This window comes from Protofrankia symbiont of Coriaria myrtifolia (genome assembly GCF_900634755.1).
In the GTDB taxonomy this organism is placed as follows: domain Bacteria; phylum Actinomycetota; class Actinomycetes; order Frankiales; family Frankiaceae; genus Protofrankia; species Protofrankia coriariae.
Genome location: NZ_CAAAFS010000099.1, coordinates 1 through 12,435, shown reverse-complemented (window position 1 = coordinate 12,435; position 12,435 = coordinate 1). Strand labels below are relative to the sequence as shown.

General features: G+C 69.3%; 13 protein-coding genes. 3 read left to right on the top strand and 10 right to left on the bottom strand.

From position 1 onward, the window contains the following. The coding region (locus CM1CMNOD_RS05715; RefSeq protein ID WP_131773873.1) for a TIGR03668 family PPOX class F420-dependent oxidoreductase at positions 1 to 310 on the bottom strand (310 nt) is incomplete at its 3' end. Between the two features lie 256 nt (positions 311 to 566). Here CM1CMNOD_RS05715 and CM1CMNOD_RS05710 point away from each other — a divergent pair. Continuing rightward, positions 567 to 848 (top strand): DUF6247 family protein, encoded by a 282-nt coding sequence (locus tag CM1CMNOD_RS05710; protein WP_013872715.1) that lies wholly within the window; start codon positions 567 to 569, stop codon positions 846 to 848. A 574-nt stretch (positions 849 to 1,422) separates the two neighbouring features. On the opposite strand, the gene rdgB is transcribed toward CM1CMNOD_RS05710, so the two are convergent. The 9 genes from rdgB to clpS all read right to left on the bottom strand — a co-directional run bounded on the left by rdgB (position 1,423) and on the right by clpS (position 8,529). Next, positions 1,423 to 2,073, bottom strand: a complete 651-nt coding sequence (rdgB, locus tag CM1CMNOD_RS05705) for an RdgB/HAM1 family non-canonical purine NTP pyrophosphatase (RefSeq protein WP_050803714.1) — start codon at positions 2,071 to 2,073, stop codon at positions 1,423 to 1,425. A 95-nt stretch (positions 2,074 to 2,168) separates the two neighbouring features. Further along, positions 2,169 to 2,915: a ribonuclease PH gene (rph, locus tag CM1CMNOD_RS05700; protein ID WP_013872713.1), complete on the bottom strand. Its 747-nt coding sequence runs from the start codon at positions 2,913 to 2,915 to the stop codon at positions 2,169 to 2,171. 476 nt (positions 2,916 to 3,391) lie between these two features. Further along, positions 3,392 to 4,138 carry an MBL fold metallo-hydrolase gene (locus CM1CMNOD_RS05695; protein ID WP_013872712.1) on the bottom strand — a complete coding sequence of 249 codons (747 nt, stop codon included), beginning with the start codon at positions 4,136 to 4,138 and terminating at the stop codon, positions 3,392 to 3,394. Positions 4,139 to 5,126: 988 nt separating this feature from the next. Then, positions 5,127 to 6,074 (bottom strand): PLP-dependent cysteine synthase family protein, encoded by a 948-nt coding sequence (locus CM1CMNOD_RS05685; RefSeq protein ID WP_013872711.1) that lies wholly within the window; start codon positions 6,072 to 6,074, stop codon positions 5,127 to 5,129. Positions 6,075 to 6,096: 22 nt separating this feature from the next. Next, complete coding sequence (locus CM1CMNOD_RS05680; protein WP_013872710.1) at positions 6,097 to 6,405, bottom strand: MoaD/ThiS family protein; 309 nt, start codon at positions 6,403 to 6,405, stop codon at positions 6,097 to 6,099. A gap of 362 nt (positions 6,406 to 6,767) precedes the next feature. Further along, positions 6,768 to 7,172, bottom strand: coding sequence for a Mov34/MPN/PAD-1 family protein (locus tag CM1CMNOD_RS05675; protein ID WP_013872709.1), 405 nt, complete (start codon positions 7,170 to 7,172; stop codon positions 6,768 to 6,770). A gap of 237 nt (positions 7,173 to 7,409) precedes the next feature. After that, positions 7,410 to 7,946, bottom strand: a complete 537-nt coding sequence (locus tag CM1CMNOD_RS05670) for a DUF2017 domain-containing protein (protein WP_013872708.1) — start codon at positions 7,944 to 7,946, stop codon at positions 7,410 to 7,412. A 16-nt stretch (positions 7,947 to 7,962) separates the two neighbouring features. Continuing rightward, the gene (locus CM1CMNOD_RS05665) at positions 7,963 to 8,208 is read right to left on the bottom strand and encodes a hypothetical protein (protein ID WP_131772251.1); all 246 of its coding nucleotides are present in this window, start codon (positions 8,206 to 8,208) and stop codon (positions 7,963 to 7,965) included. A gap of 30 nt (positions 8,209 to 8,238) precedes the next feature. Further along, a complete protein-coding gene (clpS, locus tag CM1CMNOD_RS05660) occupies positions 8,239 to 8,529 on the bottom strand; it encodes an ATP-dependent Clp protease adapter ClpS (protein ID WP_237703006.1) in 291 nt (96 codons plus the stop codon). Between the two features lie 1,315 nt (positions 8,530 to 9,844). Here clpS and CM1CMNOD_RS05655 point away from each other — a divergent pair. Both CM1CMNOD_RS05655 and CM1CMNOD_RS05650 read left to right on the top strand, forming a co-directional pair. Further along, positions 9,845 to 10,567, top strand: a complete 723-nt coding sequence (locus CM1CMNOD_RS05655) for a hypothetical protein (RefSeq protein WP_013872705.1) — start codon at positions 9,845 to 9,847, stop codon at positions 10,565 to 10,567. 102 nt (positions 10,568 to 10,669) lie between these two features. Beyond that, positions 10,670 to 12,388 (top strand): putative bifunctional diguanylate cyclase/phosphodiesterase, encoded by a 1,719-nt coding sequence (locus CM1CMNOD_RS05650; protein ID WP_013872704.1) that lies wholly within the window; start codon positions 10,670 to 10,672, stop codon positions 12,386 to 12,388. The last annotated feature ends 47 nt before the right edge of the window (positions 12,389 to 12,435 follow it).

Genomic DNA, 12,435 nt, shown 5'->3' with positions numbered 1-12,435 from the left:
GTGCGGTGGCGGGGGGTTCGGCGGGGATGACGCGGGCGAGGCCGTCGGCGCGGGCCCACCACAGGGTCTGCCAGTCCTCGTCATAATGATCGGCGATCAGGGTGACCCGCGGGTTGGCCGCGATGTTGGCCAGGCGTCTGAGGGCCGTCGACCGTTTGGGCTTGTGATCCACCGCGGTGACGATCGCGTTGTCCTGGAGCGCGAAGGTCACCGGCACCAGGTGCGGCTGCCCGGCCGCGTCCACGGTGGCGAGCCGGGCGACCCTGGCGGCGGCGAACCGGCGGCGTGCCTCACCGGCCTCCAGGTTCACCGGTATCTGACCGAGCCCGAGTTCATCCTGGCTCCGGGTTATCGTGGCTCCGGGTTCATCGTGACTCCGGGTTCATCGTGACTCCGGGTTCATCGTGACTCCGGGTTCATCGTGACTCCGGTGCGTCTTGAATCCTGGGTTTGTCCTGGATCCGGGTTCGTCCGAGCAGGGTGCACCGCGAGCCCCGACTCCTTCACGTTCAGAAAGCAGTACACCCCGTCCGCGTTACCGTCAGGCGGAGCGAGACAATGGAAACATGGCTGATACGGACGTGCCGGCCTCGCTGGACGGGCTGCGGATCCGAGTGGACAAGACGGGGTCCGCGGTGCATGCCGCGCTGGACGCCGACCAGCGGGCCGTGTTCGAAGCGGAGTTCCGGGCGGCGCTGGCCCATGTCGACGACCAGTTCGGTCTGGACGCTGTCCAGGACGTGGTCGAACGATGGTGGCCGGCCGCGGTGCTGTGCGCGAATCCGGAGATCCGACAACGGGCGGCTCCGGGGATCCGACAGGAGATCGACATAGGCAACCAGCACTGACCGGCGGGCGCTGAGCACCCGGGGCTCGTCGGCAGCGCTGGCGCCACCGGCCAGCTTGTGACCAACCGACGCCCGACAACCCAGGGTGATCGAGGACGCGACTGGGGTGTCACGAGTCGGGGACGGATGGAACGACCCGGACACCTCAGCCGCGTCCTTAACCTACCCTGCCGATAGCAAATAGTCACTGATCGATTACAGGTGGTTCCAGCCTACACGGCGATTGGCATCCATGTACCCGGTTTGATGCGCTCCACCGCCTCATCTTTTGCCGGATTTCGCCGCTGCCCGCTCAGCGTTGACAATCCGGTAACAGAAAGTGCCCGGATACCGGGTGTCGAATGATCCCGTGAAACTCTCCGGACATAACCGACGGCTGCCCGATGCAAGACGGATCAGAGACAACACGAACACGCGACGCAACCACATGACACAGCGCAGGCAAACAGAGGACGCAGGCAGGCACGGCGGTCCAGGCGGGACGGCACGCGCGGAACGACCCGGGCGAACAGGGACGGGACAGCTCGAACGGACGAAGTGACGCGAACGGACGGCCCTCGGCCGACAGCAGCCGTCAGAGGGCCAGCAGCTCCCGTAGGACGGCCGCGAGCTGGCCGAAGGCATGTCCTCGATGGCTGATGGCGTCCTTTTCCGCCGGGCGCAGCTGCGCGCTGGTCCGGTTCTGCCCGTCGGGGAGGAACAGCGGGTCATAGCCGAAACCGCCGTCCCCGCGGGACTCCCGCAGCAGTCGCCCGCGCATCTCCCCGTGCACGACCCGTTCGGCGCCCGCCGGCGTCACCACCGCGGCCGCGCACACGAAGGCCGCGCCACGGCGCTCCTCGGGGACGTCGGTGAGCTGGGCGAGCACGAGCGCGTTGTTGGCGGCGTCCCGCTCGGCCCGGCTGGCACCGGGCAACGGCCCGGACCAGCGGGCGGACAGGACACCGGGCATGCCGCCGAGCACGTCGACGGTCAGGCCCGAGTCGTCCGCGACCGCGGGCAGGCCGGTCACCCGCACCGCGTCCCGCGCCTTGATCAGGGCGTTCTCGGCGAAGGTGGCGCCGGTCTCGGGGACGTCGGGGCCGTCCGGCAACGCCACGAGTTCGACGTCGAGACCGGCCAGCGCGAGGATGCGGCGCAGTTCGACGAGCTTGGCGTCGTTACGGCTGGCCAGCACCACCCGCCGGGGCCACTGCCGGCTCTCGACGGGCCCGCTCCCGCCCAACACCTCCGCGCCAGGGCCAGGGCCGCCGGGGCCGCTGCCCACGGGACGCCCGTGGCCGGGGCCGCTCACCACGCTTCCTTCATCGGGGAGGGTGGTCACCGGGTACCCGGTCGCGCTCCGCCGGCGGGTACCGGGCGCGGGCCCGCCAGCGCCGCCCGCTGGACCTCGGTCAGCCGCGCGCAGCCCCCGACGGCCAGATCGAGCAACTGGTCGAGCATCGCGCGGTCGAACGGCAGGCCCTCGGCCGTCCCCTGCACCTCGACGAAGCCGCCGTCACCGGTGCAGATCACGTTCATGTCGGTGTCGGCGCCGGAGTCCTCGTCGTAGGCGAGGTCCAGCAGCGGCCGGCCGGCGACGACCCCGACGCTGACCGCCGCCACGCTGCGGATCAGGGCGTCCGGACGGCCGAGCCAGCCGCACGCGTCCGACAGCGCGACATACGCGCCGGTGATCGACGCGGTACGGGTGCCGCCGTCGGCCACCAGGACGTCACAGTCGATCGCGATCGTGTTCTCGCCCAGGATCTTCAGATCGATGCAGGTACGCAGGCTGCGGCCGATGAGCCGGGAGATCTCGTGCGTGCGGCCACCGATGCGCCCGCGCACGGACTCGCGGTCGTTGCGGGTGTTCGTCGCCCGCGGCAGCATCGAGTACTCCGCGGTCACCCAGCCCAGCCCGCTGCCCTTGCGCCAGCGCGGGACGCCTTCGGTGACCGATGCCGCGCACAGCACCCGCGTCCGCCCGAACTCGATCAGCGCCGAGCCCTCGGCGTGGTCCTGCCAGCCACGGGTGATGTTCACCGGGCGGAGTTCCCCGGATGTCCTGCCGTCGGAACGTCTCACGACGACTGACCCTACCGGGCGGACGCAACTCGACACCGGTCGAATCCAACCGGACATCATCAGCGACAGTACGAAAAACCCGCCAACGGGCGTCCCACCGACGGGCCAGGGCCAGTGGACGTGTCCGGGCCGGCAGGTGCCCGGATCGACAGGCGTGCCCAGCGCCCGCACCGGGCACCTGCCGGTCCCTGCCCAGACCGGCCCGGTCGCGACATCGCGGCCAGTGGCGCCAGGAACCAGATCCGCGCCCGCGGCGACACAGGCAACCGGCAACCGGCGTCCGGTGTCCGCGGAGTCCGACATACCAGGCTGAATCCGGCCTGATAGGCCTGCCGGCCCGGGTCGCGTCCCAGCCTGGCGCCGGTTCCCGACGGGCCGCCCGCGACGGCTCTTGGCCGCGCGGACGACGCGCTCAGCCGACCGGCGGCCAGCCGGTCCGGCAGCCGGTCCGGACGGGGATGGCCCGGATGCCGTGGCTAGATCTCGTAGATGGCGCCGGTCTCGGCCAGGGTCAGCGGGCCGTCGAAAGCGCCGGCCGCCTCCTCGCGGCTGCGCTCGGCGTCTCCCCACGGCACCAGATGGGTGAGCACGAGACGGCCCACGCCCGCCTTGGTGGCGTGCTCGCCGGCCTCCCGCCCCGACAGGTGCACGCCGGGGGGGTTGTCCGGGACGTCCAGGAAGGCCGACTCGCAGAGGAACAGGTCGGTGTCCCGGGCCAGCTGGACCAGCTCGTCGCAGGCGCTGGTGTCACCGGAGTACGTCAGGGAGCGCCCCTCGGCGGTCACCCGCATCCCGAACGCCTCGACCGGGTGCGCCACCCGCTCCAGATCGATCCGGAACGGGCCCACGTCCAGCCGGCCGGGGCTGATCGTCCGGAAGTCGTAGATGTCGGCGAGGGAGTCCTCCGGCCAGCGCTCGAACGCCGAGCACAGCCTTTCCTGGGTGTTGATGGGCCCGTAGACGGGCAGCTTGGGCGGCATTCCCTCCGGGTGGTAGCGGCGGGCGTAGGAGTTCACCACCAGGTCGAGACAGTGGTCACCGTGCAGGTGGGAGACGAGCAGCGCGTCGACGTCCCGCAGGTCGCAGTGCCGCTGCAGCTCGCTCATGGAGCCGTTCCCGGCGTCGAGTACCAGCCGGAAGCCGTCGGACTCCACCAGGTAGGACGAACACGCCGACCGGGGTCCCGGGTAGGTTCCCGAACATCCCAGAATCGTGAGCTTCATCGGGCCACCGCCAATGCCGTCAGTACCGATACCGTCCGGGCTGGTGTCGCCGGTACTGATGTTGTCAGTACCGGTACCGCCCGCGCGGGGCGCGGGCTGGCCGCCGCGCGCCGGCGGAGGACCGGTCCGGGTCGGCCCGGATCATCGAGTGCTCCGCGCCGACCAGGTTGCTGGTGATCCTTCATTGCGGTTTCTGCGCTACTCGCCAATGTGACGCCCTCTCCCCTGACAAAGCCGATGACGCCGGTCAACAAAAGGTGACAGATGGTATAGCCCGGGATCAATGAGTACGCATCGACTTCTCGACACAGCGCCGAACAGGCCCTGATCCGGCCGAGGGCCTCCGGCTCCTCGAACCACGATCTCGCTCCTGACCTCCAGGGATGGGCCGGCAGCCGGCCGCGTCCTGGAGAGCCGGCGGATGGGAAGACGTCGTAAGGCGCGCCGCCCACGGGGACACCGCGGGCGGCGTGGGCGGTCACGACCGCGACCGCGCCGGTTCTGCCAGCGCTGTCGGGGTGGCCGGCGGACGCGAAGATTGCCTCAGCGCCCCGGACACGCGCGGCCGGGACGGGCCCGCGGGATGGCTCGCGGCGCGGGCGGATGTGGCGATCACAGATACCGACCATGATCGTCCTGGCACGCCTCGTCGGCGGGCGGGGACGTGGCGGGGCCCGATCGGGATTCGATCGGGGTTCATCGGGAGCTGATCGGAGATCACGGTCGCGACGGCATGACTGCCATCCGCGCTACCGAATACCCCGATGGGCGCGCCGCTCATGAGCGATCAGACTAAGCCCGAAATCCCGTTCCGACTCTGTGGCAGTGGTCACGAAACCCATGTCGAATTTTGGACAGTCCGGACGAGTCGGTATCAGAGTGCATCCGGGCACATCAGGGACCATCCTGAGACGTGGGAGAAAAATCGTGATCATTGCCGTGCCGCGGCCGGGTACACCGACTCCGACCGCGCCCGCCGGCTTGCCCGTCACGCCCAGAGCTGACCCTCAAGTGCGGCTTCGGCCTCCTCCAGCGTCCCCGCGTATGCGCCGGTCGACAGGTATTTCCAGCCCCCGTCACAGACGATGATGGCGATGTCCGCGCGCTGCCCGGCGCGCACGCACCTGTCCGCTTCGATCAGTGCCGCGTGCAGGATGCAGCCGCTCGAGATCCCGGCAAAGATCCCCTCCTCCTCGACCATCTGCCGGGTCCGCCGTAGCGACTCCTTCGGCCCCACCGAGATACGGGTGGTGAGCACACTGCCGTCATAGAGCTCGGGGATGAAGCCCTCGTCGATGTTGCGAAGGCCATACACGATCTCGCCGTACCGGGGCTCCGCCGCGATGATCCGAATACCCGGAACCCGTTCGCGCAGGAAACGTCCGGTGCCCATCAGCGTCCCGGTGGTACCGAGCCCCGCGACGAAATGGGTGATGGACGGAAGATCCTCGAGGATCTCCGGACCGGTCGTCTCGTAGTGCGCCTGCGCGTTCGCCGGGTTTCCGTACTGGTAGAGCATCACCCAGTCGGGATGATCGGCCGCCAGCCGCTTGGCCACGGCAACGGCCTCGTTGGAGCCGCCGCTCGCGGACGAGTGCACGATCTCGGCGCCCCACATCGCGAGCAGTTGCCGCCGCTCCGCCGAGGTGTTCTCCGGCATCACGCAGATCAGCCGGTAACCCCGCTGGCGACAGACCATCGCCAGCGAGATACCGGTGTTCCCCGACGTCGGTTCGAGAACGGTGGCGCCAGGGGTGAGCAGGCCGCGCTTCTCCCCGTCCGCGATCATCCACAGCGCGGCCCGGTCCTTGATCGAACCAGTGGGGTTGTCCTGTTCCAGCTTGGCCCACAACCGGACGTCCGGGGATGGCGAGAGCCTGGGCAGGCCGACCAGGGGGGTGCGGCCAACCGAGTCCACCAGGGAGTCGAAACGCATGAGCTCTTCCGGCCTACCCGTCTCAGATGTCTGCTGTCGCCGGCATGATGTCGCAGCCGCCAGCGACGGCGGGGAGAATCGTCACAGTGTCACCATCGGAAATTTTCGCGTCGAGACCGCCGAGAAAACGAACATCTTCGTCATTGATGTAGATGTTCACAAAGCGGTGCAGCCCACCGGCGTCCTCGGAGACGAGCCGGCCTCGCAGCCCCGGGAAGTGGCTGTCGATGTCGATGAACAACGCCGCGAGCGTGTCTCCCACACCCTCGACGACCTTGGACCCGCCCGTGTAGCTGCGCAGGATCGTCGGCACGCGGACCTGGACTGCCATGCTGCTCCTCTTCGTCGTGCTCTGTCCGTGTTGCTGTTCGGTCTTCGATCTTCGATCTTCGGGTCCTGCTCCGGCAGCCGTCCGGTCACGCTCCGGCCTTCGGTCCCGCCCTGGCCGTCAGCCGTACTCCGGCCTTCGGACGCCGCCCGAGGGCCGGAGCGCGGTCGAACTGTCCGCCATCGTCCCTGGTGGTGCATCGCCCCTGGTGCATCGTCCCTGGTACGACAGCATGTGAACAGGCCACCAGCCCACCGCCCGGCCGCTGGTGCCGTGCCCTGAGGGATCCCCGCCCTGCCCCGGATCCCTCATCCCGAGGATGCGCGCCCGGCTCCGCGCGACACCCGACACAACGTCGTGAACAGTCAGACGATTTCCACCGGCTCCTCCGTCACGACTGCGTCGATGATGCGGTACGAACGAAACTCGATCTTCTCCGGGTCGCGGGTCGAGACCAGGACATAGTGGGCGCCGGGTTCCTGGGCCAGCGGGATGTCCGTGCGGGACGGGTAGGCCTCGGTAGCGGTATGTGAATGATAGATCACTACTGGCTCTTCGTCCCGGTCATCCATCTCGTTCCAGACCCGCAGCTGCTCCATGGAGTCGAACCGGTAGAACGTCGGTGACCGCTCCGCGTTCTCCATGGCCACGAAGCGCTCCGGCCGGTCCGACCCGATCCGGCCCGCGACGATCCCGCAGGCCTCGTCGGGATGGTCCCGCCGGGCATGGGCGATGATGGCCTCGTAGACGGCCCGATCGATGCGCAGCACGGGCCAACCGTACGACGAGTGGCATCCACCACGAGCCACGATCATGCGTACATGGCGAAGAATGCCTGCCCATGATCCGATTGTGCCTGCGGGGCCGCTCCCGGCGGGCCACCGCCGGCGTCCGGGACGCGAGGGGCCGTGTCACAGGGCCATGTCACAGTAGCCGTGTCACAGCGGGCCATCCACGTCAGGGCACGTACACCGTGTCAGGACATGTTCACATCGCGTCAGGGCATGTCACAGCAGAGCCTGGACGAGCTGCTCCTGCAGGTCGCCGAGGAACAGGTACACCTCGACCACGGGACGGCGCGAGTCCTGGCTGCCAATGTCGTACAGGGCTTCGGCCGACGCGTCGTCGGTGAGGTTCAGCCGGGCGCCCAGCACCAGCCGCAGGTCGGTGAGGGTGACCAGCCAGTCCTGGACGGCGGCATCGTCGAGCAGCACCCGGCCGCCCGTGGCCGGCACGGTGGCCAGTGCCCGGCGCGCGGCGTCGCGCTTGCCCGCGCGGATGTCGTCGGAGGTGCGGCGGCGGTAGTCGGCGGCGGCCTCCGAGTCGTTCGGGTAGGCATCCGGAAGCAGCCGGGCCACCGCCGGGTCCTCCGGTACCGCCGGGGGCACGGCTCGCAGGCCGACGATCGCCTCCAGCGGGTCGGCCACCGGCGGCGGCTCCAGCAGCGCCTCGATCTGGCCGATCAGCTCGGCCAGCAGGGTCGCCTGAAGCGGACCGAGGACCATCTCGACGCCGTCCCCGGTACGGCTGAATCCGTTGGACACGCTCTCCCAACCAAGGTCAACAGTGATCGGCCCGGGCCACGTCCGGTAGATCTTCGATCGCGCGGACCGGCCCCCGGACAACCGCCCGTCGCGTTGCTAACGTCACCGACAGCTCCGCTGGTTCCTTCTCCAGTGTTTCCTCCTCCAGCCCATGGGAGGCCACCCGGCCCACCGTCCGCACCGACCGCCACCGAACGGACACGGATCCACCGAGCACGGATCCGTTGGGCGCCTCGCGCTCGTGCCCAAGCGGCTCGGTCACGCCAACCAGCACGGATCCATCAGGCACGGTCTAGTCCTGCGCGATCGTGGCCCACAGGCCGTAGGCGTGCAGACGGGTGGCGTCCCGCTCCATCTCCTCCCGGGTGCCGGAGGAGACGGTGGCCCGTCCTTTGCGGTGGACGTCGAGCATGAGGGCCTTGGCTTTTTCCCGACTGAAACCGAACAGTTTCTGAAAGACGTAGGTCACATACGACATCAGGTTGACGGGGTCGTTCCACACGATCGTGACCCAGGGCCGGTCGCGCTCGGCGACCTCGTCGGACTCCAGGACCTCTTCGGGTGCGGCGGTGGCTAGTGGCACGGACTCCATTGTGGCGCGTGCGCGGGCCGAGTTCCCCCCGGACCACCGGGCACGGGCGGGAAGCCGAATCGATCTTCGACCGACAGGCCGGACAGCGCTCCCGCCGCGCCGCGTCCGCGGTGCGCGCGGTGCCCGCGGTGCCCGCGGCGCCCCGCCAGCTTCCAGGTGCCGCGCCGGCCGTCCCGTCCTGTCCCGTCCGAGCGCTCATCGGCCGGATGGCGAACCGCGTCGAAGCCAGCACACGGAGGCACACCCCAGCATCCGGTGAACAGCAATGAACACTATTGGTTACCAGCAGATGTACGCGGGTCGGCCGTCGAACGGCACGAGGACCACAGCGTGGGCGCGACAGATACGCCCATACCCTAACAGCAGGTAACCGAAATGGTGTATTTAGTTGTATTCGGTCCTGGTTTGGCTATCTTTTTGGTCACGGTTCGTTGCCCGACACGAAAGACCTCATCAACAGCAGCCCGGACCCGTCGCGCGACACCTCGGACTCTTGCCTACGGATAGCGACCAGGACGCCGACAGCCCGCTGCGACCAAGCATGCACCACCAGCGCACCATTGCCCGTACATAGCCCTTTTATTTATATTTTTGTCCATATATGTATGAATTGGATGAATTGCTATGGGCTGGATCAGCAGTGGAGAGGAGTGGGCCGCCATGAACAACGGCGTCAGCTGGGGCTGAAAACAGGACCGGTACCAGGACGGAACGCATCACACACGCACCGACGCCAGTCGGCGACTCCCGACGGACAACCAGCGCCACCGCATGGGAAGGAAAGGACGTGTTGAAAATGAAGAAGAACAACGACGAGGGCATGAACGGCGTCAGTTGGGGCTGAGAAAGCACCGCGGTACGGTTAACGGTGTCGGCGGTACCGCCGCGGGCGGCGGGGCACCCGCTCACCGGGCCGGCCATGACGGTCGGGGACGGTCGGGCCGCGGCCGTGACGGTCGGGCTGGTCGAACCAGCCCGGTCCGCGGCAGCCGGCCAGACAGCGGGTGGTACGCGCCGGCCGGCGGTTGGCCCACGGGAGCCGACCTGTCGGCCGCCGACCCCTGACCGGCGAACGAGCCGTCGACACACAAGTCGGACGGGGCCGCCACGGCGGCCCCCAGCAGTACGGCCCCCAGCAATATCGGTATCAGCTCGCCCCGCCCCCACCGCGTAGTACATGATCGGGGCGTAGTGAACGATGACCGTAGCGTCAAGCCTACGTAAGGCACCGGGGGGCGCCGCCGTCCAGGCGGCGCGATCCCGGTGGCCCGATCAAGCAACCTCCGCAGGCAGGACGGGAGACCATATGGCCGTCGGCACGCGTGCACGGTTCGTACCGTCCAGGTACCACCTGGTGCTCGTCATGGTCACCTCCACCGCGGCGGCCGTGACCGCGATCTGCCTGACCCGCCTGCCTCAGACAGCCGAACCGGTCTCGTGGTACCGGCTGACCCTCGGGATCGTCTGCCTCGCGATCGGCCCGATACCCCTGCTGCGGGTGCGCTCGGGGCACCACACCGGCGACTACGACCTCAGCGAGGCCAGCGTGGTCATCGGGCTGGCCCTGCTGCCCGCCCCACAGCTCGTCACGATCAGCGCCGTAGCGGTCCCGATCATGCATGCCATCCTGCGCAGAGCGCCGGTGAAGGTGCTCTTCAACGGGGCCAGCGCCACGCTGGGCACCGCGATCGCGGCCGGCGTCCTGTGGCTGTCGGGCGGGCGGGCAGGACATCTGGAGGGCGCCGAGATCCTGCTCGCCGCACCGGCCGGCCTCACGGTCTGCCTGTGGACCAGCCTGTCCGTGTCCATGGTGATCTCCGCGGCGCGCGGGACGCCGCTGCGCCGGACCCTGCGCGAGACCATGGGCATCAGCACGCTGATCGCGGCCGGCGGCATCGCGGTCGGCTGCGCGGCCGTCGCGCTCGCCTACACCAGCCCGGTGACGCTGATCGTCCTCCCGCCGGTCCTGGTGGGCCTGGTGATGGTCTATCGGATGCAGGTCGACTCGGCCCAGCAGCGTGACCGCTGACGCCAGCTCAACGCGGCCGCGAAGGACCTCGCCATTCTGAACCGGGCAGCCATCGAGGCCCGCGCGACGGAGATCGCCTATGAGATCTTCCGGCCGGACGGCGTGGAGCTCGTCGTCGACCCGGTCCCGCCGCCGGTGTCCCAGTCGCCGGTGTCCCAGTCGCCGGTGCCACACGCGCCGGTGCCCGCGCCGGCAGCCCGGCCGGCCGGATCAGCAACCGGATCACCAACCGGATCACCGACCGGCTTCCAGCGCGGAACCGACCATGTCGCCACCCCGCTGACCGGGCCTGCCGGCCAGGTCGGGGTGCTGCGGCTGAACTTCGCCCGGCCGGCCCCCTGGAAGGACCACGACCAGGCCGTCCTCGCCGCGTTCGCGAACCTGCTGGCGCTTGCGATCACGAACGCCAACACCTACGCCGAAGCCCACGACCAGGCATTCCACGACGCCCTGACCAACCTGGGCAACCGCCGGATGCTCCAACGGCGCACCGCCGAGGCGATCGCCGCCACCGCCACCGGGTCGCGCTCCGCCCTGCTGCTCGTCGACCTCGACCGGTTCCGGGACGTCAACGACACCCTCGGGCACGACGCCGGCGACCAACTGCTGCGCGGGATCGCCGAACGGCTGCGACGCGGCGTCCGCGCAGGCGACCTGGTGACCCGCATCGGCGGGGACGAGTTCGCCATACTGCTGACCGGGATCCGTGACGCCGATGCCGCTGAGACCATCGCGGCCACGCTGACCAGGGTGCTGGCCCGCCCGGTCGGCGTCGAGGGGATGATGCTCTCGGTCGAGGCGTCCATCGGTATCGCCTGCCTGCCCGAGGACGGCGACACCGTCGACGAACTGCTGCGCCGCGCGGACGTCGCCATGTACCAGGCCAAGAGAACGCACGGCGGCTACCGGCGTTACCGGGCCGACGAGGATTCCTCCACGCTGGCCCACATGGCGTTGATGGCGGACCTGCACGACGCGCTCGACCATGGCGACATAAACCTGTGCTACCAGCCGCAGATCGACCTGGAAACGGGCCGGATCGTTGCTTTCGAGGCCCTCGTGCGGTGGAACCACCCGGTTCCCGGCCGGCTTTCCCCCGACGCTTTCATCGGTGCCGTGGAACAGTCCGGACGCATTGGCGACTTCACCCGCACCGTGTTGCGGGAGGCGTTGTCCGCAGCCGGCCAGTGGCATGCGGACGGCGCCCGAGTGGGTATTTCCGTAAACCTGTTCGCGCGCAATCTCCTGGAACCGGGCCTGGCCACCGAGATCGCGCAGTTGCTGCTGGCGAACAGGCTGTCCGCGGCCGCGCTCACCCTGGAGATCACCGAACGGGCGGTCGTCACCGAGTCCGCCGCGACCGTGCGCTCGCTGGCCGCGCTGCGCGACCTCGGGGTGCGGCTGGCCGTGGACGACTTCGGCACCGGCTACGGCGCGCTCAACGTACTCGGGCAGTTCGACCTGCACGAGGTGAAGATCGACCAGTCGTTCGTCCACAACGTCGCCGGTGACCGGGCCAACTCCGCGATCGTGCGGGCCACCGTCGCGCTGGCCCATGACCTCGGGCTGCGGGTCGTCGCCGAGGGGGTCGAGGACGCCGAGACGCTCAACGCCCTGTCCACTCTCGGCTGCGACCTCGCCCAGGGGACGCTCATCAGCCCACCGTGCCCGGCCGAGGAGGCCACCGCCCTGCTGCGGGACGCCGGCCGGCTGGCTACCCCGCGATCGGCCGACGTGCTGCCCTTCCGGCGTCCCACCGGGGAGCGGGCCGGGGGCGCCGCGTCCGTCCGCAGGGCGTATCCGGCGACCGACGGCAGATGACCCGATACGGAGATGACCCGATACGTCAGGATCGTGCGCGTGATCCG

What these genes read in the sequence shown, in the direction of transcription:
- CM1CMNOD_RS05710 (WP_013872715.1), top strand. Translation starts at nt 567, where the DNA reads ATGGCTGATACGGACGTGCCGGCCTCGCTGGACGGGCTGCGGATCCGA.
- CM1CMNOD_RS05695 (WP_013872712.1), bottom strand. Translation starts at nt 4,138, where the DNA reads ATGAAGCTCACGATTCTGGGATGTTCGGGAACCTACCCGGGACCCCGG.
- CM1CMNOD_RS05685 (WP_013872711.1), bottom strand. Translation starts at nt 6,074, where the DNA reads ATGCGTTTCGACTCCCTGGTGGACTCGGTTGGCCGCACCCCCCTGGTC.
- CM1CMNOD_RS05680 (WP_013872710.1), bottom strand. Translation starts at nt 6,405, where the DNA reads ATGGCAGTCCAGGTCCGCGTGCCGACGATCCTGCGCAGCTACACGGGC.
- CM1CMNOD_RS05655 (WP_013872705.1), top strand. Translation starts at nt 9,845, where the DNA reads ATGGCCGTCGGCACGCGTGCACGGTTCGTACCGTCCAGGTACCACCTG.